The sequence below is a fragment of the Vibrio thalassae genome (assembly GCF_900089835.1).
GTDB lineage: Bacteria > Pseudomonadota > Gammaproteobacteria > Enterobacterales > Vibrionaceae > Vibrio > Vibrio thalassae.
Genome location: NZ_OANU01000009.1, coordinates 28,819 through 53,328, shown reverse-complemented (window position 1 = coordinate 53,328; position 24,510 = coordinate 28,819). Strand labels below are relative to the sequence as shown.

General features: G+C 45.7%; 20 protein-coding genes and 1 pseudogene. 14 read left to right on the top strand and 7 right to left on the bottom strand.

From position 1 onward, the window contains the following. Window positions 1-111: 111 nt before the first annotated feature. From VTH8203_RS05245 to VTH8203_RS24425, 10 genes are all read left to right on the top strand, one after another. Window positions 112-1,938: a DUF294 nucleotidyltransferase-like domain-containing protein gene (locus tag VTH8203_RS05245; protein ID WP_096992717.1), complete on the top strand. Its 1,827-nt coding sequence runs from the start codon at window positions 112-114 to the stop codon at window positions 1,936-1,938. A gap of 23 nt (window positions 1,939-1,961) precedes the next feature. Continuing rightward, complete coding sequence (locus VTH8203_RS05240) at window positions 1,962-2,588, top strand: 3'-5' exonuclease (RefSeq protein ID WP_096992716.1); 627 nt, start codon at window positions 1,962-1,964, stop codon at window positions 2,586-2,588. 184 nt (window positions 2,589-2,772) lie between these two features. Further along, window positions 2,773-4,722: an acetate--CoA ligase gene (acs, locus tag VTH8203_RS05235; RefSeq protein ID WP_096992715.1), complete on the top strand. Its 1,950-nt coding sequence runs from the start codon at window positions 2,773-2,775 to the stop codon at window positions 4,720-4,722. 275 nt (window positions 4,723-4,997) lie between these two features. After that, window positions 4,998-5,447, top strand: a complete 450-nt coding sequence (gene aroQ / locus VTH8203_RS05230) for a type II 3-dehydroquinate dehydratase (RefSeq protein WP_096992714.1) — start codon at window positions 4,998-5,000, stop codon at window positions 5,445-5,447. Window positions 5,448-5,508: 61 nt separating this feature from the next. After that, window positions 5,509-5,976, top strand: coding sequence for an acetyl-CoA carboxylase biotin carboxyl carrier protein (gene accB / locus VTH8203_RS05225; protein ID WP_096992713.1), 468 nt, complete (start codon window positions 5,509-5,511; stop codon window positions 5,974-5,976). Between the two features lie 15 nt (window positions 5,977-5,991). After that, window positions 5,992-7,335: an acetyl-CoA carboxylase biotin carboxylase subunit gene (gene accC / locus VTH8203_RS05220; RefSeq protein WP_096992712.1), complete on the top strand. Its 1,344-nt coding sequence runs from the start codon at window positions 5,992-5,994 to the stop codon at window positions 7,333-7,335. A 106-nt stretch (window positions 7,336-7,441) separates the two neighbouring features. Further along, window positions 7,442-8,323 (top strand): 50S ribosomal protein L11 methyltransferase, encoded by an 882-nt coding sequence (prmA, locus tag VTH8203_RS05215; RefSeq protein WP_096992711.1) that lies wholly within the window; start codon window positions 7,442-7,444, stop codon window positions 8,321-8,323. A 200-nt stretch (window positions 8,324-8,523) separates the two neighbouring features. Beyond that, window positions 8,524-9,492, top strand: coding sequence for a tRNA dihydrouridine synthase DusB (gene dusB, locus VTH8203_RS05210; protein ID WP_096992710.1), 969 nt, complete (start codon window positions 8,524-8,526; stop codon window positions 9,490-9,492). Between the two features lie 23 nt (window positions 9,493-9,515). Beyond that, a complete protein-coding gene (gene fis, locus VTH8203_RS05205; RefSeq protein WP_006073423.1) occupies window positions 9,516-9,812 on the top strand; it encodes a DNA-binding transcriptional regulator Fis in 297 nt (98 codons plus the stop codon). A 231-nt stretch (window positions 9,813-10,043) separates the two neighbouring features. After that, window positions 10,044-10,202, top strand: a complete 159-nt coding sequence (locus tag VTH8203_RS24425) for a hypothetical protein (protein ID WP_158296056.1) — start codon at window positions 10,044-10,046, stop codon at window positions 10,200-10,202. Between the two features lie 149 nt (window positions 10,203-10,351). Here the strand turns inward: VTH8203_RS24425 and VTH8203_RS05200 are convergent, their stop codons facing one another. The 4 genes from VTH8203_RS05200 to zntR form a co-directional block, all read right to left on the bottom strand. Continuing rightward, entirely contained in the window at window positions 10,352-12,490 is a 2,139-nt protein-coding gene (locus VTH8203_RS05200) for a lysine decarboxylase CadA (RefSeq protein ID WP_096992709.1), read from the bottom strand. 102 nt (window positions 12,491-12,592) lie between these two features. Continuing rightward, window positions 12,593-13,939 (bottom strand): cadaverine/lysine antiporter, encoded by a 1,347-nt coding sequence (gene cadB / locus VTH8203_RS05195; RefSeq protein ID WP_096992708.1) that lies wholly within the window; start codon window positions 13,937-13,939, stop codon window positions 12,593-12,595. A 423-nt stretch (window positions 13,940-14,362) separates the two neighbouring features. Further along, window positions 14,363-15,952, bottom strand: coding sequence for a lysine decarboxylation/transport transcriptional activator CadC (cadC, locus tag VTH8203_RS05190; RefSeq protein WP_096992707.1), 1,590 nt, complete (start codon window positions 15,950-15,952; stop codon window positions 14,363-14,365). 173 nt (window positions 15,953-16,125) lie between these two features. Then, the gene (gene zntR / locus VTH8203_RS05185; protein WP_096992706.1) at window positions 16,126-16,521 is read right to left on the bottom strand and encodes a Zn(2+)-responsive transcriptional regulator; all 396 of its coding nucleotides are present in this window, start codon (window positions 16,519-16,521) and stop codon (window positions 16,126-16,128) included. Window positions 16,522-16,564: 43 nt separating this feature from the next. On the opposite strand from zntR, the pseudogene VTH8203_RS25390 reads away from it, so the two are divergent. The 3 genes and pseudogenes from VTH8203_RS25390 to purD all read left to right on the top strand — a co-directional run. After that, window positions 16,565-16,648: pseudogene (locus tag VTH8203_RS25390) on the top strand (phosphoribosylamine--glycine ligase); the annotation flags it as partial. A 158-nt stretch (window positions 16,649-16,806) separates the two neighbouring features. Further along, complete coding sequence (gene purH, locus VTH8203_RS05175) at window positions 16,807-18,414, top strand: bifunctional phosphoribosylaminoimidazolecarboxamide formyltransferase/IMP cyclohydrolase (RefSeq protein ID WP_096992704.1); 1,608 nt, start codon at window positions 16,807-16,809, stop codon at window positions 18,412-18,414. 149 nt (window positions 18,415-18,563) lie between these two features. Next, window positions 18,564-19,853: a phosphoribosylamine--glycine ligase gene (purD, locus tag VTH8203_RS05170; RefSeq protein ID WP_096992703.1), complete on the top strand. Its 1,290-nt coding sequence runs from the start codon at window positions 18,564-18,566 to the stop codon at window positions 19,851-19,853. A gap of 82 nt (window positions 19,854-19,935) precedes the next feature. Here the strand turns inward: purD and VTH8203_RS05165 are convergent, their stop codons facing one another. Both VTH8203_RS05165 and hupA read right to left on the bottom strand, forming a co-directional pair. Beyond that, entirely contained in the window at window positions 19,936-20,628 is a 693-nt protein-coding gene (locus tag VTH8203_RS05165) for a DUF1481 domain-containing protein (RefSeq protein ID WP_096992702.1), read from the bottom strand. A gap of 205 nt (window positions 20,629-20,833) precedes the next feature. Beyond that, window positions 20,834-21,106: a nucleoid-associated protein HU-alpha gene (gene hupA / locus VTH8203_RS05160; RefSeq protein ID WP_006073404.1), complete on the bottom strand. Its 273-nt coding sequence runs from the start codon at window positions 21,104-21,106 to the stop codon at window positions 20,834-20,836. Window positions 21,107-21,424: 318 nt separating this feature from the next. Here hupA and VTH8203_RS05155 point away from each other — a divergent pair, with 318 nt between their 5' ends. Then, window positions 21,425-22,555, top strand: a complete 1,131-nt coding sequence (locus VTH8203_RS05155) for a CNNM domain-containing protein (protein ID WP_096992701.1) — start codon at window positions 21,425-21,427, stop codon at window positions 22,553-22,555. A gap of 57 nt (window positions 22,556-22,612) precedes the next feature. Here VTH8203_RS05155 and VTH8203_RS05150 read toward each other — a convergent pair whose 3' ends face one another. Continuing rightward, window positions 22,613-24,502: a putative ATP-dependent zinc protease gene (locus tag VTH8203_RS05150; RefSeq protein ID WP_096992700.1), complete on the bottom strand. Its 1,890-nt coding sequence runs from the start codon at window positions 24,500-24,502 to the stop codon at window positions 22,613-22,615. Between the last annotated feature and the right edge of the window lie 8 nt (window positions 24,503-24,510).

The window sequence follows — 24,510 nt, the reverse complement described above, 5'->3', positions numbered from 1 at the left end:
TATATCAAAGGCCATAGGTTTTACATGGCTACTATTCGACTAAAGTCGTCTGGAGCTTGTCGTTAATTTTGCCAGACTATCAGCATAACCACGGTTACGGAGCTCGTTTTTATGCCTGATAAATTCAATATGTCGTCTCCCCCTTTCGACAGACTCACCGAGCAACAAAAAAATCAGCTAAGAACCGCTTTGGATGTGGCCTATTTTCGGGATAAAGATGTCATGCTGCGTGCCGGATCGCCCTGCGACAGTTTACACATCATTATTAAAGGTTCTGTCGAGGAACGCGACGAGCATAATCAAGAAGTCTTTGCGCACTATACCTATGACGATCTCTTTGATGTCCGAGCTTTGCTTGGTGATAACGTAAAACACAATTATGTCGCCTTAGAAGATACGTTGGTGTACTTGCTGCCTAAAGAGGTCTTCTTATCGCTTTATCATAGCAACGGGCAGTTTGCTGCCTACTTTGACAATAGCTTGGCTACTCGTCAGCGACTGATCGAAGAAGCGCAAAAGCAACAAAATCTTGCTGAATTCATCTTGACTAAAGTTGACGAAGACATCTATCACCCACCGTTAATTCTCGGGCCGGATTTAACCATTACAGACGTCACACAACAGCTTCTCAATCATGGTGTGGATGCCGCATTAATCGAGCTGAACCTCAATAGTGACTCCCAGCACCACAACCCTAATGCCCTCCCCTACGGGATAGTGACTCGTACCAATATGCTCCACGCTGTCGTGTTAGAAAACCGACCTAACAGCACACCGATCTGTGAAATTGCTACTTTTCCAGTTCACCATGTCGATAAAGAAGAGTTCCTATTCAATGCTATGGTCACAATGACTCGCCAGCGGGTAAAACGACTGATGGTCTGTGAGGGGAAAAAAGCAGTGGGTATGCTAGATATGACCCAAATTCTCAGCGCCTTCTCCACACACTCACATGTACTGTCGTTGAGTATCGCTAGAGCTAACAGTGTAGAGGAACTGGCTTTAGCGTCTAATCGACAGCAACAACTGGTCGATAGTCTCGTGACCAACGGCATCCGAACTCAATTTATGATGGAACTGGTTTCGGCTATCAACGAGCAAATCATTGAACGTGCGTTTGAACTTATTCTCCCTCCAGCAGTGCATGGTCACTGTTGTCTGATCGTCATGGGATCAGAAGGTCGTAAAGAACAAATCCTCAAAACGGATCAAGATAATGCGCTTATCTTAGAAGACGGCATAGATTGGCCCAATAAAGATGCGACACTCAAAGCGTTGAATCACACACTGGCTCGGCTCGGTTACCCGCTTTGTCCTGGTGACGTTATGGTCAGCAACACTCATTGGGTCAATACCATCAGTGACTGGAAACATCGTATCGATCAACTCATCACTAGCGCCAGTAGTGAAAGTGTTCTGGAAATCGCTATTTTGGCTGACGCGAGAGCCGTCGCAGGTAACCTTGAGTTATTAATGCCGGTGAAACAGCACCTGCAGCAGCAAATGGAAGGTCAAGAGACCATCCTAACCGAGTTTACTCGCCCAGCTCTCAACTTTGCGGTGCCTCTGACCCTGTTTGGTAATGTCAAATCATCAAAACAAGGGGTAGATGTTAAACAAGGTGGTATCTTCCCAATCGTTCATGGGGTGCGCGCCATCAGTCTTGAGTATGGCATTAACGAAACCAACACCTTTGAGCGCATCGAGCAGTTGGTCAGTAAGCAAGTTTTGGAAACCTCCACCGCAGAAAACTTGGCCGAGGCGCTTAAGCATCTCTTTAAACTCAGGCTACAACAGCAGTTATCACATCACGACATGAGCAATGCGATTCAACTTAATGACCTAGAGCGACCAGAGCGAGATCTGTTGCGTCATGGATTCCATGTCGTGAAGAAATTCAAACAGTGGCTGGGATATCACTACCAAATACGTCACTAACTTCAGCGGAGCAAAGCAGTACCATGAACATGATTTCAAGAGCTTATTGGCGCTATCATTTACGGCACTCAATACATCGGTATTTGTTTGCACGCCCTATACACAATGAGTATGTGTCCCTAGATTGCGAGACCACAAGCCTAGATCCAAGGGTGGCAGAGATCGTCACCATCGCCGCAACGAAAATCATTGATAACCGAATCATTACTAGTGACCCATTTGAAGTGCGTTTGTCTGCCCCGAAATCGCTAGGAGAAGACGCAGTGAAAATTCACCATATTACTCACGATGAACTCAAACACGGTATTAGCGAAAAACAGGCGATATCAGCGTTGCTAGACTTTATCGGTAATCGCCCTCTTATCGGCTATCACATCCGATATGACAAGAAAATCCTTGATCGTGCTGCAAAAAAACATCTCGGATTCCCACTACCCAACGAACTTATCGAAGTCAGTCAAATTTACAACGATAAACTCCTCAAGTTGCTTCCCAATGGCTACTTTGACCTGAGTTTGGAGGCCATCTGTCGACATTTACAGATTCCTAGTTACCACAAACACAATGCGCTGGAGGATGCAAAAGCCGCCGCCATGGTGTATCTCAAGCTAACGCGAGGCTCACTTCCTCCCTTTCGTCCGATGAGCTAATGACATCAATCCATTAGAATGCGACTTAGCTCTCATTAACATGGAATTGTAACTCATTAATTTTGCCTACCTTTCCAATACTAAGCCTAAAGTCTAATTGCTGAAAAACCCAATCTAGTCGAGAGTTAATACACGATCTAGTTCAGCCCTAGTCAAGAAAGCTCAATTCACAAGGAGAGAAGCAATGAGTGAAGTTCATGTTTATCCGGTTAAAGAAAATATTAAAACAAACACTCACGCGGATGACGACACTTACCTATCCATGTACCAACAATCCGTCAGCGATCCTGAAACCTTCTGGGGTGAGCATGGTAAAATCGTTGATTGGATTAAACCATTTACCAAAGTTAAACAGACTTCGTTCGACACAGGACACGTCGATATTCGCTGGTTTGAAGATGGTACTCTTAACGTCTCTGCTAACTGCACAGACCGTCACTTAGCAGACAAAGGCGATGAGGTTGCCATTATCTGGGAAGGCGATAACCCAGCAGATGATAAGACACTAACGTTCAATGAGCTTCATAAAGAAGTCTGTAAATTCTCAAACGCACTGAAAGCGCAAGGTGTTCATAAGGGTGATGTCGTTTGTCTCTACATGCCAATGGTGCCAGAGGCGGCCATCGCGATGTTAGCGTGTACTCGTATTGGTGCGGTTCATACAGTGGTATTCGGCGGTTTCTCTCCTGAAGCACTTTCTGGACGTATTATCGACTCTGATGCCAAGGTGGTTATTACCGCAGATGAGGGCGTACGTGGCGGCCGAGCCGTTCCACTGAAGAAAAATGTTGATGAAGCCTTGACGAATCCAGAGGTGAAAACCATCAGCAAAGTGATGGTGCTAAAACGCACTGGTGGTGATGTTGAATGGCATGATCATCGTGACGTGTGGTGGCATGAAGCGACAGCGCAAGCTTCTGATGTTTGTCCCCCAGAAGAGATGAAAGCAGAAGACCCACTGTTTATTCTGTACACCTCTGGCTCTACTGGTAAACCAAAAGGTGTACTTCACACCACAGGTGGGTATCTCGTGTATGCCACCATGACCTTCAAATATGTTTTCGATTATCAACCAGGGGAGACCTTCTGGTGTACTGCTGACGTGGGCTGGATCACCGGCCACACTTACTTGGTTTATGGTCCACTGGCCAATGGCGCAAAAACCATTCTATTTGAAGGTGTGCCAAACTACCCTGATACCAGCCGCATGAGTGAAGTGGTGGATAAGCATCAGGTTAATATTCTTTATACTGCGCCAACGGCAATCCGCGCTTTGATGGCGAAAGGCGATGAAGCAATTAAAGGTACAACCCGCGATAGTCTGCGTATCATGGGCTCGGTTGGTGAACCTATCAACCCAGAAGCCTGGGAATGGTATTACAAGACGATTGGCAACGAGAAATCACCCATTGTTGATACGTGGTGGCAAACCGAAACGGGTGGCATCCTGATTACCCCGCTTCCAGGAGCCACTGAACTTAAGCCCGGCTCTGCAACACGTCCATTCTTTGGTGTTCAGCCAGCCCTTGTGGACAACATTGGCAACATTATTGATGGAGCGACCGAAGGTAACTTAGTCATTCTAGACTCATGGCCTGGACAGATGCGTACCGTGTATGGTGACCATGACCGTTTCGAGCAAACCTACTTCTCGACGTTTAAAGGCATGTACTTTACAGGCGATGGCGCTCGTCGAGACGAGGATGGCTACTACTGGATTACGGGTCGTGTTGATGACGTGCTTAACGTCTCTGGTCACCGTATGGGAACGGCTGAAATCGAATCCGCTTTGGTGGCCTTCGATAAAATTGCCGAAGCGGCCATTGTTGGCATTCCACACGATATTAAAGGTCAAGCTATCTACGCCTACATCACACTCAATGACGGCGAGTTCCCATCAGCAGAACTGCACAAAGAAGTGAAAGATTGGGTAAGAAAAGAAATTGGCCCAATTGCTACGCCGGATGTCCTTCACTGGACAGGCTCACTACCGAAAACTCGTTCTGGCAAAATTATGCGTCGTATTCTTCGTAAAATTGCCACCGGTGATACCAGCAACCTCGGTGATACCTCGACACTCGCGGATCCAAGTGTGGTCGATAAGCTCATCGCAGAAAAAGCCGAACTCGCTTAACTTTTTTGACACTTCATCAACAAACCGCCCACTTTTGGGGCGGTTTTTTTGTATCATGATTTATCAAGGCGGCATCAAAATGTGCTCTGTGTTGCAATTTTTCTGACATACAATAGGTGATTAGACCAGTAAATTGCTGCTAAATGCTGTGAATTAGCTATAATCTTGGTCAATTTTTAAAAATATGATGGTTATGAGCTTTTCATCTCCTCATTTTTTTATGTAGACTTGAAGTAAATCACGTTCATTTCACGTTAACCGAAGATGGCAGCATTATGGCAGCAAAATCACGAATTCTAGTTTTAAATGGACCAAATCTTAACCTTCTAGGTCTAAGAGAGCCCGGTCATTATGGAAATGAAACACTAGCGCAAATCGTTGATAACCTAACTGTTCAAGCATCGCTCGCGGACATTGAATTGTCCCATCTCCAATCAAATCGTGAATATGAGCTGATTGAAGCCATCCACGCAGCGCACGGCAATACTGACTTTATCATTATTAACCCTGCCGCTTTCACGCACACGAGTGTTGCACTACGTGATGCCTTGTTGGGGGTTTCAATCCCATTTATTGAAGTACACCTATCTAACGTTCATGCCCGAGAAACATTCCGTCATCATTCTTATTTGTCTGATGTTGCCCAAGGTGTTATCTGCGGATTGGGTTCGCAAGGCTATGAATTTGCGCTTTCAGCTGCCATTAAAGCCCTGAAAGCACAATAACCAAATACTCTACGGCTCAATATCTGAGTCCGTCTTACTCACAAGATAAAGAGAAAGAAACATGGATATTCGTAAAATTAAAAAGCTAATTGAACTTGTAGAAGAATCTGGCATTGCAGAGCTAGAAATTTCTGAAGGTGAAGAATCGGTACGTATCAGCCGTAACAGCCCGGTAAGTGCAGCACCAGCACCAGTTCAATACGCAGCAGCACCTGCTCCAGCGCCAGCACCTGTAGCAGCTCCGGCAGCGGCAGTACCAGCGGCATCTGTTGACGAGCCTGCGGCGGCTCCAGTGGGTCACCAAGTTCTTTCTCCAATGGTTGGCACGTTCTACAGCGCTCCAAGCCCAGATGCAAAACCATTTATCAAAGTAGGCCAACAAGTTAACGCTGGCGATACTCTATGTATCGTTGAAGCGATGAAAATGATGAACCAAATCGAAGCAGATAAGTCTGGTGTGATTGCAGCAATCCTTGTTGAAGATGGCCAACCTGTTGAGTTCGATCAAGCTCTAGTAATTATCGAATAATAGAGAGCGCTCATTATGTTAGATAAATTAGTAATCGCGAACCGTGGTGAAATTGCACTACGTATTCTGCGAGCATGTAAAGAGCTAGGTATCAAAACGGTTGCCGTTCACTCAACGGCTGACCGCGATCTGAAGCACGTACTACTCGCAGACGAAACCATTTGTATTGGTCCGGCACGCGGCATCGACAGCTACCTAAATATCCCACGCATTATTAGTGCTGCGGAAGTAACGGGCGCTGTTGCTATCCACCCAGGTTATGGTTTCCTATCTGAAAACGCTGACTTTGCTGAGCAAGTAGAACGTAGCGGTTTTATTTTTGTTGGCCCGAAAGCAGAAACTATACGCTTAATGGGTGACAAGGTTTCTGCCATCAATTCAATGAAAAAAGCTGGCGTACCTTGCGTTCCTGGTTCAGATGGTCCTTTGGACAATGACGAAACAAAGAACAAAGCGCACGCGAAACGCATTGGTTACCCAGTTATCATCAAAGCCTCTGGCGGCGGTGGCGGTCGTGGTATGCGTGTAGTACGTAACGAAGGTGAGCTTATTGAAGCAATCGCCATGACTCGTGCAGAAGCGAAAGCCGCTTTCAACAACGATATGGTTTATATGGAGAAATTCCTAGAAAACCCACGTCACGTTGAAGTTCAAGTGATTGCCGACGGCCAAGGTGGCGCCATTCACCTAGGTGAACGCGACTGTTCTATGCAACGTCGTCACCAAAAAGTGGTGGAAGAAGCTCCAGCGCCAGGTATTACTGAAGAGATGCGTAAGTACATCGGTGAACGTTGTACTCGTGCATGTATTGAAATTGGTTACCGCGGTGCAGGTACGTTTGAATTCCTATACGAAAATGGTGAGTTCTACTTCATCGAAATGAATACTCGTATTCAGGTAGAGCACCCAGTAACAGAGATGGTAACCGGCGTCGACCTAATCAAAGAGCAGCTTCGTGTTGCAGCAGGTCAGCCACTGTCTTTCACTCAAGATGACATCAAGCTTCGTGGCCACGCTATCGAGTGCCGTATCAATGCAGAAGATCCTGAGCGTTTCTTACCATGTCCGGGTACTATCACGCGTTTCCACGCGCCAGGTGGTATGGGTGTACGTTGGGAATCTCATATCTACACTGGCTACACTGTGCCTCCTCACTACGATTCAATGATCGGCAAACTCATCACCTTCGGTGAGAACCGCGATGTGGCAATTGCTCGAATGAAGAATGCACTAGGTGAGATGATTGTCGAAGGTATTAAAACAAATATCACACTCCAAGAATCGATTATGAATGATGAGAACTTCCAACACGGTGGTGCTAACATTCATTACCTAGAGAAAAAGCTTGGCATGAGCTAAGCCTTTTCTAAAAATACAAAAAACCCACTCCGGTGGGTTTTTTTATGCTCACTTAACACGAATCTGATACACTCTGCGCAAAATTCGTCAAGCAAGGACCCAACTCATGCCTTGGATTCAAATCAAACTCAATGCAACCAACGAAAACGCTGAACAAATCGGCGATATGTTGATGGAAGAAACTGGCGCGCTATCTGTCACCTTCCTAGATGCACATGATACCCCTGTTTTTGAGCCGTTACCCGGTGAAACTCGTCTATGGGGCGATACTGACATCGTCGCGCTCTACGATGCAGAAGCAGACACCAAGCTTATTCTGACGCAAATTACTGCGTCAGACATGCTCGCAGAGGGCTTTACTCATAAAGTTGAGCAACTTGAAGATAAAGACTGGGAACGTGAGTGGATGGAGAATTTCCACCCAATGAAGTTTGGCGAGCGTTTGTGGATTTGCCCAAGCTGGCGTGATGTTCCAGAGCCAGACGCCGTTAATGTAATGCTAGACCCAGGTTTGGCTTTCGGTACCGGTACGCACCCTACTACGGCGCTGTGTCTTGAATGGTTAGAATCTTTAGACCTTGCTGGTAAAACCGTTATCGACTTCGGCTGTGGTTCTGGGATCCTAGCTATCGCGGCGATCAAGCTTGGCGCAGCAAAAGTCATCGGGATCGACATCGATCCTCAAGCTCTAACGGCATCGAAAGATAACGCTGAGCGTAACGGCGTTGCTGACCAATTAGAACTCTTCTTACCGCAAAACCAACCGGAAGGATTGATTGCCGATGTGGTCGTTGCCAATATTCTAGCAGGCCCACTTCGTGACCTATCTGGCGTCATTAAAGGCTTAGTGAAAGAAGGGGGACAACTTGCCATGTCAGGCGTGTTAGACACCCAAGCTGAAGACGTCGCAAACCATTATCGCGATGAGATGACTATCGACCCAATCGTTGAGCTCAATGAGTGGTGCCGAATCTCGGGTAAAAAGTAACCATTATGATTTACAAAGCAGTGCGTTAGCCCGCTAACCCACTGCTTTTTTTGGTTGATACAGAATAGTTTTCCCACTAAACGACTGAAAATCAGGCAATTTGCAGAAACAAATTGTAAATGCTCAAATATTAGTCTTTTCACGCACCGAAAAAATGCGTAAAATGCGCGCCCTTGCTTGTGTAAACCTGTGGCAATGTTTTGAGAATCGGACAATACCAACTTAAGAACAACCTGATTGTAGCGCCTATGGCGGGTGTTACGGATAGACCGTTTCGAGAGTTGTGCCTTCGTTACGGTGCGGGCATGGCAGTCAGTGAAATGATGTCATCTAACCCCAAACTGTGGAAAACAGCTAAGTCACAGCAACGCATGGTGCACGAGGGTGAATCCGGTATTCGCTCGGTGCAAATAGCAGGCGCTGATCCCAAGCTTATGGCTGAGGCGGCACAATTCAGTGTTGAGAACGGTGCACAAATCATCGATATCAACATGGGTTGCCCTGCAAAAAAAGTGAATAAAAAGCTCGCGGGCTCAGCACTGCTCAAGTACCCAGATGTCATCGAAGACATTCTGCGTACGGTTGTTGATGCCGTAGATGTTCCTGTGACATTGAAAACCCGTACGGGCTGGGATACAGACAATAAGAACTGTGTCCATATTGCCAAACTAGCCGAAGACTGCGGCATACAAGCACTCGCCCTTCACGGTCGAACCAGAACTTGTATGTACAAAGGCGAGGCAGAATACGACAGCATCAAAGCGGTTAAAAACGCCATCTCTATTCCGGTTATCGCTAACGGTGATATCGATAGCCCAGAGAAAGCGAAATTCGTACTGGATTATACCGGTGCGGACGCTTTGATGATTGGACGTCCGGCCCAAGGACGGCCATGGATTTTTGAGGAAATCCAACACTATTTGGAAAACGGTACACTGATGCCAGAGCGTCCAACTGAGGACGTACAAGGCATTTTGCTAGGTCATGTTCAGGCACTTCACCAGTTTTATGGTGAATATTTAGGTCCACGCATCGCTCGTAAGCATGTTGGCTGGTATTTAAAAGAACATGAACAAGCCAGTGAGTTCCGCCGTGCCTTCAATGCAATTGAAGCTGCTAACGAACAGCTGAATGCGTTGCAAGGCTATTTTGAAAACGTTGCATCATAATTACGAGAAGAGCTAAACCGATTATGTTCGAACAAAATTTGACTTCAGAACCATTGACAGTTACCACAGTAACATCTCAAGACCAGATCACACAGAAGCCTCTACGCGACTCTGTAAAAGCGTCTCTAAAGAACTACCTTGCTCAATTAAATGGTCAAGACGTCACTGAATTGTATGAACTAGTTCTAGCGGAAGTAGAACAGCCGCTACTAGACACCATCATGCAGTACACTCGCGGTAACCAAACTCGCGCAGCAACTATGATGGGTATCAACCGCGGTACTCTTCGTAAGAAACTTAAGAAATACGGCATGAACTAATCCATTGTGATTGTTTTTGTGAAGAAGCCAGAGCCTAGCTCTGGCTTTTTTATTGTTGGCCGCTCACAACTCTACTGTTACCCACCATATTGCATTCGCTAAAACGCATCTTAGGCCAAATCCTAGACTACTGGGGCATAGCCGCATGTTTCACCATCACGTATCGTAGAACACACTATAACCACAAAGTCTTCGTCATAACGTCTAACTGAAACAGATATCAATATCAAATTGTTGGCAATAGATGAAATCAGCTACAACCTGACGCAAATCGCTGACCACGGCCATCAATCAGTGCTAGAAGCACAAAAGTTAGCACAAGCCAGTGAACAGCCAATGGAAAGCGGACATCAACTCAGTGCGGGCACAGGCACCTTTATGGTCTCTTAGCACTAACTCGAAGGGTTAAAAAAAGCGAGCAGTCATACTGCTCGCTTTTGGTGTTAAGTAGTCGTCAATTGGGGGTAGCGGCCACTTTTGAAGTGACTTCATCGAGATGGAGCATGCCGCACGACATCAGATGTCATCACCCTATCCTTTTACTGGTCTTTCAATACTTTAACGGTATAGCTACCATCTTTTTGGCGGTAAACACCGTGAATATCCGTTTCAAAACCAGGGTAATGTGCGCCGATTTCACACAACATTTCCAAGAAGTCCAATACAGGACGTGAGCTATCTGTCACCATTTCACCTGGTAATACAAGTGGTACACCTGGAGGGTAAGGCAAAATCATATTGGCACTCACACGACCCACCATCTCTTTTAGGTTGATTTCTTCAATCTGGCCGCGCAACTCTTGTTGCCAAGCGGCATGCGGTGTGACTTTCATTTCAGGTAGAACATCGAATGCTTTGTACATCAGTTCTGGTAACTGATATTTCATGGTTAGCTCATGGATACCCTGAGCCACTTCTTGAATACGCTTACCTTCATAGAAATGAGGGTCTTCTTGGTATAGCGATGGCAACATGGTACGTACGGTAAGGTTAAGATCAAAACCACGTTTAAACTCAGTTAAACCGCGCAACAGTTGCATTGCTTTAGACTTGTCGATACCAATTGAGAACAAGAACAACAAGTTATATGGACCTGTTTTCTCCACGACAATACCGCGTTCATCAAGATATTTCGCCACTAAAGAAGCAGGAATACCTGTTGATTCCATTTCACCAGATTTACTCATCCCTGGGGTTAGTAAGGTAATTTTGATTGGATCTAGATACATGTGGTCATCATCGAGATCTTTAAAACCATGCCAAGTTTCTTTAGGATCTAACTTCCAGCACTCTGTTGTGTCGATGTTGTCTGGCTGCCATACATCAAAGAACCAACCTTCGCTCTCACCTTTAAGGCGTTTGATCTCTTTACGGAAACGAATCGCACGATCGATAGAATCTTGCATCAATTTACGACCCGTGTTGCCACGCATCATTGCTGCTGCCGTTTCTGTTGAGGCCACAATGCCGTACTGTGGTGATGTTGAGGTGTGCATCATAAACGCTTCATTGAATGACGCTTTATCAAATTCACCCTTAATATGAATCATGGAAGCTTGAGAGAAAGCCGCCAACAATTTATGAGTTGACTGGGTCTCATAGAACACTTTGCCTGGCATTGCTTCACCACTCATACCACACTTACCATCGTAAATGGCATTGAAGTTAGTATAAGGTACCCAAGCACTGTCGAAGTGAATGTGTTTGCAATCCAAAGATTCTTTGATGAACTGCGTATTGTATAGCAGACCATCATAAGTTGAGTTGGTAACCACCGCATACGTCGGTGCGCTAGCACCTTCTGTATTCGCAACTTTGTCCGCAATAACTTCACGACTGAACTCACGTTGTGGAATACCACCAAGGATGCCATAAGCATTGCGAGTTGGACGGAAGTAAATCGGTGTCACATCACTCATCATCATCAAGTGAGTTAATGATTTATGACAGTTGCGGTCTACTAACACCGTACTGCCTGCAGGCGCTGAGTACATACCAACGATTTTGTTCGATGTCGATGTACCGTTAGTCACAATGTAAGAGCTGTCGGCGTTAAACGTTCTCGCAATATACTCTTCTGCCTCTTTGTGAGGACCAGAGTGGTCAAGCAGTGACCCAAGTTCAGGCATAGAAATAGAGACATCGGCTTTGAAGGTATTTGGTCCATAAAAGTCGTAGAAAATGCTCCCTGCAGGACTTTTTTGGAAAGCAGTACCTCCCATATGACCTGGAGTACAGAAAGTATATTTTCCTTCTTCAACATATTTGAATAACGCTTTAGTGAATGGCGGCATGATAGCGTTTTTATACGCTTCCGTTGCTTGATTCACTTTAATGACAATATCGTCCGCCATACCTAAAGCGTACTCAAAAAAGCTGACATTCAAACGTAGATCAGTCAGTGAAATATCCAACGTAGATTGGTCATTGGCAAATGCATGTACAGGCAGTTTTTCATTTACCGCACTGATGCGCTCACATAGATTAAGTGAGTATTTATCCCAGTCAAACAACACGCCACGGACGCGGGGATTCATTTCAATCAATTTAATTAGGTCTTTGTCGTCAACTGGATAAACTACGTCATAGCCTGCTTTCTCTAGCGCAGCGTGCAGTTGACGAACTGGCTCTTCTTTGAAGAACACACCCATGTGGTTAAGGATTGCAAAAATATTCATTTGGACATCTCCAAGGTGAATGAGGGCGCTCCCTGCCAAAGACAGTGAGTAAATTGAGCGCCTAGGAATAAGTGGGCTGGTGCACTTCGCGCCAGCGAAGAATTAATGACTCGCTTGTTGCGAAGGCAATTCGTTAGGGTGTTGCTCCATGTACTGAGCTAAGCCCGCTTTTTTGCTGTAGAACATCAAGATGATGAGTGACATGATGAAGGTGGCTGTTAATGTTGTTCCTTCTGCTCCTGCCAATGCCACCATGCAGAACAAGCACGCGATACCAGAGAAGAACATCACGAAACCATTGCGAGTCGTCATACCTTCAAAACGAATCAAGTTAATGCTGGAGTAGAAGTAAGGCAGCATCGTTAGCAGTACGGCATCAGTAGTCAGTTGGTTAAACAGATCGGCAGCATGAGCAGTTTTTGAGCTGAACACCATTAGTACACACATTAACGCTGTCATTTTGATGGAAGCTAAAATAAGACCTTTTCTTGGCACACCATTTTTATCGACTTCACCATAGATTTTTGGGAAGTTTCCGTCGTTGGCTGCACGTTTACCCGCTTCACCTACCAGCATCATCCAAGAGCCGAGAGAGGTAAAACAAGCCAGTGCAGTGAAAGCAGCGACAAAAGGCGCAGTCCATTGACCGAAGATTTCTGTCGTTGCCAGCGCAAATGGAGCACCAGACGCAGCGACTTCAGACGCAGGGAACATACCGCTGATCATTTGAGTAGACACGATATAGATTGCACCAGCAATGGCAGTACCTAACATCGTGGCTAATGGAACAGTGCGTTTAGGGTTGTCTACCATCCCTGAAGACACTGCTGCCGATTCAACACCCACAAAAGACCAAAGACAAATCAGAACTGCAGCGATGACTGCGTGACTGTCACTGCCTGCAGAGACATTCCAGTTTTGGCTGTACAGCGTAGGTTCAAAGTGCGTCCAACCAAAGAGCGCTGTACCAAGAACTGGGATAAGAATAAGCACTAGGCCCAAAGTACATAGACGGCTTACCCAGCTACCACCAAGTAGGTTCACCATCGTGAATATCCACACTGAGGCGATAGTAGCAATGCCCGCTGGAATTGGATTATTAAGAACTGGGAAAAATACCGAAAGGTAAGAGACACCTGTAATCGCAATCGCTAAATTACCGATCCAGTTAGCATGGTAATAAAGAACACCCGTTTGAAAACCAAACACGGGAGAAATTTCACCTGCATAAGCAATAGGGCCGCCCTCTTGAGGGTTCTTTGTCGCTAGACGAGCAAACACGAACGCAAGGCTTAATGCACCAACAATGCAGATCACCCAGCTATAGAGTGAAATGGAGCCCACGGCAGCCAGACTTGATGGTAACAATGCAATACCACTGCCCATCATATTACCAGCCACGACGCCCGTGCAGGCAATCAGACCGATTTTCTTTGTATTCGATGACATAACATCTCCAAATTAGTTCTACTTGAACGCAGTACGTCCAAACTAAAGCCGATTCGAGATGTCACCATAAATAGGTTGAGCAACACCTCGTGAATTTTCGAGATGCAGGTTACGCCCAATTTCAAGCAAAGAAATCAATCTAAAGTTATCAATAAAACCATTAGATATAAATGTTAGACCTTGATATAAACCTTATAAGAACATCAAATAAAACCCATTAAAAACATGCAGTTAAAAACATAAACACTCAGACTAAACCAATATAAAAATATCAGGGCTCTGCCTTTGTGATAAACACCGTGTTGTTTAGAACCCTAGATGCTTTCAAACGCCAATACAAAAACGCCCTCCAAAATGGAGGGCCTCTCTTTATCCGTCTTTAACAACCAATACGCGATAAGTTCACGGTTTTATCGGGGATTTTTAGATAAGTCGAACAACAGAAGGGTGAACCGCACGATACATGGCATAGTCAATCTGTTTTAAATTGCTATAAAAAATCAAATTTTCACACAGCAAATAGGTTTCTACAGATGTGTCGATATAGAAAGCTTCACTGTAAGCTTCACTCGCGCTATCCACATCACCAGATAACTCTGCATGTTTCCCTTTAATAACATAAGCCAGAACTGAATCACGCAGTTGAAGTGCTTGGTTTAAATAAGCAGCAGCTTGTTCTTGGTCTCCCTGCATAGTTTCATGCAAAGCAAGCGCCTCATATATACGCGGCTGAATGGGCCCTGTTGATGTCGCTAGGTATTGTTTCAATGCCACACTGAGATTCACTAATGCACCTTGATCTAGTGAGCTTGAATCATCCAATGCTCTACCAACATAATAGGCGGCCAACAACTCGGATTGCACATAAGCATTGTTGGGTTCTTGCTTTAGAATCTCTTTCAACAAATCAATACCATGCTGAAACTGCTTAGCATCCGAGACATTCAAATAATGGTTAGCGCGAATGAATAACCCTAACGCTTTAGGATCTTTTGGCACCCCTGCCATCATAGTCACCGCACGCTGCTCGGGATTGGCCACATTCAGCACCCGCATCAAATCCACAGAACTTTGTGTAAGTACTGAATTCAAGTGCTTGTCTGCTAACGCATATTGACGACTAAACAAGACCTTTTCGGACGAATTGTCTCGATATTCTAATTCAAGATAAGCACGCCCATCGTCTTCATCAACTCTCACCAGAACCGTTTTTCCAGGCACAATTCCCGTTTTAAAGGCGGTTTTATGTAGCATGACCCGATAGCCACTGACCTGAGTCATATCAGACATCAATTTTTGCGCAAAGCCATCCGCTAATTCATAACTGCGTCCTAAACTGCGGATATCATCTTGAAATTCAAACTCGATAAGGTGCGTATCAATCACCTGTATAATGCTCACTTCCGATTGCTGGTAGGTAAAGATACCAATCGCCGCGACTAAAATACCGATCCAAATGGCATTGATAACCCCTAAGCGCCATGCGCTCAGCAATCGTTTTGGTTTGTGGCTTCGCGTCGCCTTTTGCTTTTGATATAGGGCTCGAGTGATTGGTGCGGCAGGGAAACCGATCGGCTCTTGAACTTCCAGTTCCTCTTCGGTGACTAATGACTCCGGTTTGAGCGGTACTGTTGGCGCAGGTAAGCTTGCGGAGCAACAAGATGCTCGATACTGAAGGAACTGCTCTGACGTCATTGGCGTCACGGCGGCCACTAATTTGTAACCACGTTTTGGCACTGTCCCAACATAGTGAAGGTTCTCTTCACGACCGTCGCGAAGGATTTTTCGCAATTCAAAAACCGACTGGGTCACCACTTGGTCGGTGACAATCGCACCACCCCAAACGTAACGAATTAGCTCATCACGACAGTAGACCTGGCCAGAGTGCTCGGCTAAGAAATGTAATAGATTGATTAAGCGTGGTTCAACAGAAACTTCCCTATCTTGTCGATACAGCTTATTTTCATCAACGCTGAGAACCCAATCGTTGATTTGAAAATAGACCTCTACCATATGAATTTTCGTCTCTCACATACGCGTCCCCGCACTTTATAGCCCCACGCTACCAGCAGGATGACGGTGGAAAGGCGCGATTATAGAGGTGTTGGCAACTTTCACCTATACAATGGTACCGATCAAAGGTGAAAACTTAGGTTGGTATGCTCGCGGTTAGGTGGGAGGTATGGTTATTCCAATGCCGCTAAAATAGAGCAATGACTCGCATCGTGTTCATGTCCACAACAAGCGTCATTGATTTTTTTCAGAGCAGTGCGAATACGTGTCAGCTCTGCGATTTTTTCATCGATAACCATAAGCTTCGCTGAGGTAATCGCTTTTACTTCTGAACAGCTATGCTCAGTCGCTTCGAGTTTAATCCCTAGCAACTCTTTAATTTCATCTAAGCTCAGACCCAGCTCTTTGGCTTTCAAAATAAAACTGACCTGTTTTTGGCTCTCTTCATTATAAAGACGATACCCTGACTCACTGCGCCCTGCCGGAGCGATAAGCTGGTTTTTCTCATAAAATCGCAACGTATCCGCCGTGACTTTGCAGCGTTTTGCTAACTCACCTATCTGAAACATAACCGTTTAAATTAACCTCTTTGTTACAAAACTTGCCTAGAATCCTTTTTTTTGCACTTTTTTTTACGATGCCAAACGATTGCGCGAGCTTTTTTGTAATAGATTGGTTAGAATACGCGCCATCGACACTAATGATGTTTTTTTGCTCAAGGATAATTGCCAAAATATTCGTGTCACCTCCCTATGATGGTGCAATCCACACTATTTTGGCAACTATCTTTATGTCGTAGGCATGATGCCTACACACAGCAACGTTAACTCCGTGATCTTGAGGAAGACAGAAGCATGAATAACGCTCGTCCAATTCGCCGCGCTCTTATCAGCGTATCTGACAAAACTGGTATTGTTGAGTTTGCCGAAGCGCTAGCACAACGTGGTGTTGATATCCTATCAACAGGTGGTACAGCTCGCCTATTGGCAGAGAAAGGCATCGCAGTAACTGAAGTATCTGACTACACTGGCTTCCCTGAGATGATGGATGGTCGCGTCAAGACTCTACACCCGAAAGTTCATGGTGGTGTTCTAGGTCGTCGCGGTCAAGACGACGCTGTCATGGAAACTCACGGCATTAACCCAATCGATATGGTTGTGGTTAACCTCTACCCATTTGCTGCAACCGTAGCAAAAGAAGGCTGCACACTAGAAGACGCGGTGGAGAACATCGATATCGGCGGTCCAACTATGGTTCGCTCTGCAGCGAAAAACCACAAAGACGTGACTATCGTTGTTAATGCACACGACTACGATCGCGTGATTGCTGAGATGGACGCAAACGACAAATCTCTCACATTAGACACACGTTTCGACCTAGCTATCGCAGCGTTTGAGCACACAGCATCTTACGACGGCATGATCGCGAACTACTTCGGCACTATGGTTCCATCTTACGGTGCCTCCTCTGCAACAGAAAGCAAAGAAGGTGACGAGGAGTCTAAGTTCCCACGTACGTTTAACCAACAGTTCGTGAAGAAGCAAGACATGCGCTACGGTGAGAACAGCCACCAAGATGCGGCGTTCTACGTAGAAGCAAACCCAGAAGAAGCCTCTGTATCTACTGCTCGCCAAATCCAAGGTAAAGCTTTGTCTTACAACAACATCGCTGACACTGACGCAGCACTTGAGTGTGTGAAAGAGTTTGCAGAACCTGCTTGCGTTATCGTTAAACACGCCAACCCATGTGGCGTTGCGCTAGGTAAAGACATCCTAGAAGCGTATGACCGCGCTTACAAAACAGACCCAACGTCAGCGTTTGGCGGCATCATCGCATTCAACCAAGAGCTCGATGCAGAAACAGCGAAAGCGATTGTTGAGCGTCAGTTCGTTGAAGTGATTATCGCCCCTTCTGTTTCTGCGGAAGCAGTAGAAGTGGTTGCGGCTAAGAAAAACGTTCGCCTACTAGAATGTGGCGAGTGGACAACCAAGACAACGGGTTTTGACGTTAAGCGCGTTAACGGTGGTCTTCTGGTTCAAGACCGCGACCAAGGCATGGTATCGCTTGATGACCTTCAAGTGGTTTCTAAACGTCAACCAACAGAAGAAGAGCTAAAAGACGCGCTTTTCTGCTGGAAAGTGGCTAAGTATGTGAAGTCAAACGCGATCGTTTACTCGAAAGGTGACATGACTATTGGCGTGGGCGCTGGTCAAATGAGCCGCGTGTACTCTGCAAAAATCGCGGGCATCAAAGCCGCTGACGAAGGTCTACAGGTTGAAGGCTGTGTCATGGCATCCGATGCGTTCTTCCCATTCCGTGATGGCATTGACGCTGCTGCAGAAGCTGGCATTAAGTGCGTTATCCAACCAGGTGGCTCTATGCGTGATGAGGAAGTTATCGCAGCGGCTGACGAGCATGGCATGGCGATGATCTTTACAGGCATGCGCCACTTCCGTCACTAATTACTCGTCGCATTTGGCGCTGTAGCCGCGTTAGCGCTTTCATTCACCCCGGTCTCATAGCTAGGCTATGCTCCCGGGGATGAATTCAAGCACTGCCTTGCTACAACACCAACTGCTTAGAGTAATCCAAACTTTGAAAGGATTATTAAATGAACGTTCTAATTATTGGTGCTGGTGGTCGTGAGCACGCTCTGGGTTGGAAAGTCGCTCAGAATCCAAATGTTGAAACGGTTTTCGTAGCACCAGGGAACGCAGGTACGGCACTTGAGCCCAAACTAGAAAACGTTGCTATTGACGTTGAAGACATTCAAGGTCTGGTTGCGTTTGCTAAAGAGAAAAACATTGAGCTAACCATTGTTGGCCCTGAAGCGCCACTTGTGATTGGTGTGGTTGATGCATTCCAAGAAGCCGGTCTTGCGATCTTTGGCCCTACTCAGGCTGCAGCGCAGCTAGAGGGCTCAAAAGCATTCACCAAAGACTTTCTTGCTCGTCACGCAATCCCAACGGGGGCTTACGCTAACTTCACGGAAATTGAGCCTGCACTGGCTTACGTTCGTGAGCAAGGCGCCCCGATCGTTGTTAAGGCTGACGGTCTTGCGGCTGGTAAAGGTGTTATTGTAGCGATGACACTTGAAGAAGCGGAAGACGCAATCAAAGACATGCTCGCTGGCAACGCATTTGGCGACGCTGGCAGCCGTGTGGTTATCGAAGAGTTCCTAGACGGCGAAGAAGCAAGCTTCATCGTAATGGTTGATGGCGAAAACGTATTGCCAATGGCAACGAGCCAAGACCACAAACGTGTTGGCGATAAGGACACAGGTCCTAATACTGGCGGCATGGGTGCATATTCTCCTGCACCAGTCGTCACTCAAGACATCCACAACCGCATCATGGAAGAAGTTATCTACCCAACTGTTCGCGGTATGGCGTCAGAAGGTAACCCGTACACAGGTTTCCTATATGCAGGCCTGATGATCGACAAAGACGGTACACCTAAAGTTATCGAATATAACTGCCGTTTCGGTGACCCAGAGACACAACCTATCATGATGCGCATGCAATCAGACATGGTTGAGCTATGCCAAGCCGCTATCGACAAGAAGCTAGACCAAGTTGAGTCTAAGTGGGACCCACGTGCCTCTATCGGTATCGTGCTAGCGGCAGGTGGTTACCCAGCATCTTACCACAAAGGGGACGTCATCTCTGGCTTACCCACTAAAGACATTGAAGGTGAGAAGATCTTCCATGCAGGCACGACGAATAAAGACGGCAACGTTGTTACAAACGGCGGCCGCGTACTATGCGCTACAGCACTAGGCAACACGGTATCTGAAGCTCAAGCACGAGCTTATGAGCTAACGAAGCAGATTCGCTGGGATGGTATGTTCCACCGCAACGACATTGGCTATCGCGCCATTGCACGTGAACAAGGTGAGTAACCCCCGCTTTATCAATACATAAAAGAAGGGCGCTCTATTGAGCGCCCTTCTTTTATTCGAATCTATGGTCGAGTTTATCAAGTTATTCTGTGATAAGTACTGGACGCTTTATACAATCGGTCGAACCATCAGAGAGCATCAACAACTGCTCTACTTTTGCTCCAGTAAGTCGAGTACTACCCAGAAACGCGACATAACTTTCCACTTCCGCTAAGCGTTGAACGACAAAATCAGGCAAGCTTTGCTCAAACTTAATCTTGCTAAACTCAATACCGCTACAAGTTTCTAATGTTTGACCATTCCAATGCCCTTGAATAAGCTCTAGGCCATCGCTGTCTTGTTCTTTCACCCTATCGACAAGCAAATCAGCTTCACGCTGATAATTCTCTAATTGGGCGCGTTTAATCGGTAACACTTTACCATTACGACGATATTGCTGATAAATAGCTTCACCGTCTTTATTGAAACGCACATGAATACGGTAGTTGACGGAACCAGAATCTAGCTCGTTCTGTACCCCTTCTCGTACAAACTCACGCAGTGTGCCACCGCTCCAACGGTAATTGGATTTATACCAACCATAGTCGTTCATATTGACGTAGTCAGCAGCACTGAATGGCTTTGTTAGACGCTCGGTATACCAATATAAACTTGTCGCATCCCCTAGTGTTTGACCACCCGTGTATTCCGAATATTGATTAAGGGAGGGTGACGGGGAAGAAGAGCAACCAGCTAGCATTGCGACTAACACTGATACCAACAGAGTTTTCTTCATCGATGTTTAAAACCTCAAATAAAAGCAACGTAGGCAAACAACGCCTTCTCCTCACTGTAAGGCAGCATGAATCACAAGGCGTTCACTTCAATTCTGAGTATTGGGAGAGAGATTGATGGATAAGCGCACTAAGTCGGCTAACACATTTATCGATCAACCGCTGTAGAGGAAAACAGCACCGATGTACACATCGGTGCTGTAGAAATTATTTAACTGCGTCTTTTAGCGCTTTACCAGCTACAAATGCTGGAACGTTCGCTGCAGCGATTTGGATCTCTTCACCAGTTTTTGGATTACGACCAGTGCGTGCTGCACGGTGGTTTACTTTGAACGTACCAAAACCAATTAGTTGAACTTGGTCACCTTCAGTTAGCGCTTCAGAAACACCTGAAAGCGTCGCTTCAAGCGCTGCTTTTGCTTGTGCTTTAGATAGGTCTGCTTTTTCAGCGATAAAGTCGATTAATTGGGTCTTGTTCATTAGGTTTCCCTTCTTCATGTTATCGAGTTAGAGCCCACTCTAAATCATAAAGCCCCCATCTGGCAAAGGTTTGTCGCCTATCTTTATCACTTATGACCGAGATTTAACCGTTTTATGAGCAATAACTCACAATTTGTTAGGTGAATATTGAGTTTGAAACCTTGTAATTTATTACATAAAGTCCCATAAATGCACAGTCGCACAATTAATAAGCCTGATAAATCGGTTGTACGGCTACTGTTTTTTAAGCACTCACCAACAATGCACAGGCTCGTTGGCAGCAAAGTTAGGTTGATGTGTGCACATATTAGGAAATGAATGTTTCTTTTAACGGTTTACATTACGGTCGCTATCGGTGTCTCTTTTATCTGTTCGGTGCTTGAAGCTGTTCTACTTAGTATTACACCAAGCTACCTAGCGCAACTTAGACAACAAGGGCACCCTGCTGCTGACAAACTCACTAAGTTAAAAGCAGAGCTTGACCGCCCCCTTGCGTCTATCCTGACGCTGAATACTATTGCTCACACCATCGGTGCTGCTACAGCAGGTGCACAAGCGGCAAAAGTATTCGGCAGCCAATGGTTAGGTGTGTTCTCTGCGGTATTGACTCTGGGTATATTAGTACTTTCAGAAATCGTACCGAAAACCATCGGTGCCACATACTGGCGTCAGCTTGCGCCTACATCGGCTACCGTGCTGCGCTGGATGGTATGGGCATTAACGCCATTTGTTTGGTTCTCTGAACAGATCACTAAACGCCTTGCTCGTGGCCATGAAGCTCCGAAAATGCGTGATGAACTCTCCGCTATGGCTATGCTCGCAAGAGAAAGTGGTGAGTTTGCTGAAGGTGAATCTAATATCTTGAACAATATTCTTAATATTCAAGATATTCCAGTAACGCAGGTTATGACGCCACGTCCTGTGGTTTTCCGCGTTGCCGCTGAAATGACGATCAATGAGTTCTTGGATCAGCACAAAGAGACGCCATTCTCGCGTCCGCTTGTCTACAGCCAGCAAAAAGACAATATTCTCGGTTTTGTCCACCGATTAGAACTGTTTAAGCTGCAACAACAGGGCTGTGGTGAGAAGCAATTAGGTTCAGTGATGCGCCCGATTCATGTGTTGTTTAACACCATAATGTTGCCTAAAGCATTTGAGCAAATGATGGCTGCACGCCTACAGATAGCAATGATTGTGGACGAATACGGCACCATCCAAGGCATTATTACGCTAGAGGACATCTTTGAGCATTTGCTAGGTCAAGAGATTGTCGATGAAGCTGATAAAACAACCGACATGCAAGAGCTTGCTTACCAACGCTGGGAGCATTGGAAAGAAAAACACAGCATGATTGACGGTTCTGATGAAGATGAGTATGAAGAAATTGATACGCTTCCAGAACCTGAAAAGAAACCGGACACCGATATCAAGAAAGATGAGCAGCAATAATTGCTAGCAAAAAACAAAACGGCAGCGCTTAAGCGCTGCCGTTTTTATTGGATTGGCTTAATGACTGCCAATATCATTGCCTAGTAAGAAGTTTTCATCACTACTCACTACTGCACCATATTTAAGGAAGTTTTTCCCTAGAATCATACTGTAATGGAAGCGAGATCGGTCTTGTAGATTCACTCGAACGGTCTTCTCAACATCCCCAAGCTTCACTCGCATTTCAACAACTGGACGCACATTTGCTTCCTCTCCCGCTTTGGCTTTAATGCGCATGACGTCGACCACTTCACGCGTAAACTCTTGTTGCATTCCCATATCGTTGGCGTAGGTGAATGTCACCATATCCTTGCCATTTTTCTTAAACTGCTTGATATCCAACGCATTCATTGAACTGACATCGGCACCCGTGTCCAATTTCACAGGGAACTGCAACCCTTCCACTGTGGCATTTTCAATGTGACCTGCCGTGAATACTGGGTAGGCATCTAATAAGTTTTCACTGCGAGTATTAACCAGAACACCCGATTTTGCGGTGTGCTTGCCTATGATGAAATACGGCTTGTCACCTTCATCACTGTCCAACGTTTCCAAAGCAAATTCGACCGTCACTTTTTTATCACCTACGATAAATTCGCCATCAACCACAGGACGCACCGTGTCACCGACTTTGATTTTACGGAGGATAGTCTTACGGATTTTCTCGCTATTACCTTGGTCATTCGACAAGTAATACTCAACTATGTCACGATCTTTCGCTTCAATCATTTCAAAGCTTGCGACTTTTAGCAGTGGTGTGCTCACCGCAAATGACGGCTCCGCATACAGCTCGTAACCATCAAGAATCAAACTTTCCACAGGTGAAACCACCAGCGGTTTGTTCTTCATACGAGACTCAAAGCTCTGTTTCTTTTTATCGAGCTTATGTATCGCCCCTGTATCAACGATAAAGTTTTTACTGAGAGTGTTTAAACCCAAGCGAAGCTGAGAGCTGTATTTAGAGCGATCTTTTAAATACACCTGGATTGTCTGTTCGAAGTCTTTACCGCCTTTAAATGGCACAAAGATCACTGGGTATTCTTTACCACTAACAGAAAGCATTTTTACCAAGGGGTAAGTCACTCGCTTCTTTGATTTGTCTTTACCAACCAAATCAAAACTCACCTTATTCTCTTTCTTATTTAATTCAATATTCTGGGCGTTGAGGACACTGTAGTTATTTTGTAACGACAGACTCACATCGACTGGTACACCGTCGACCTCCCCAGACTCCCGACGGCCAATGACTTGAGCATCTCTTTGTTCTTGCAGGTAATCGTACCCTGCCATCACCCATGCATTGTCAGCTAAAAACGTCTTACCGATTAGGATTGGCGCACTAAATCCGCTTCTGTCGGTTAAATTCACCTCGGTGTCCACCGTCTTACCTGCAATGGTTAACGGTAAAGTAATCACTGGACGATAAATAGGGGTCGCACTGGTTCGACTGCGAATCACACTGGTGCGCGCCAAAGGCCGCTCCATAGTAATTTTCTCTCCCGTATAAGGATGACGAAGCGTAAACGTCACCATCCCGCCAAAGTTTCGTTCTTCATTATCAAATTCTTCTAACCACCAGTCACTCGCAGAACCGCCATATTCATCGACAATAGTCTGCAACAGTTTTTCATCCGTTAACCCCTGGTACTTGGGGTTGTCGCTGGTGACATGGATATCTTCAGCGTGCATCGACGTGGTGTCCGCTCCCGTATCGACCTTGCCAACAAAAGGGATACCTTTAAGCGCTTCAATATCTTGATAGTAAACACTCTCAACACGACCTAGGACGAGTTTATCTCCGATAGAAAGTACAGGTGCTTGAGTAGTCGATAAATCTGGTGTAGCCATAGCCCACCCACTGGTCATTGAGGCGAGAATTAACGCCAACTTAGTTACTGTTCTATTCATTTTAATAC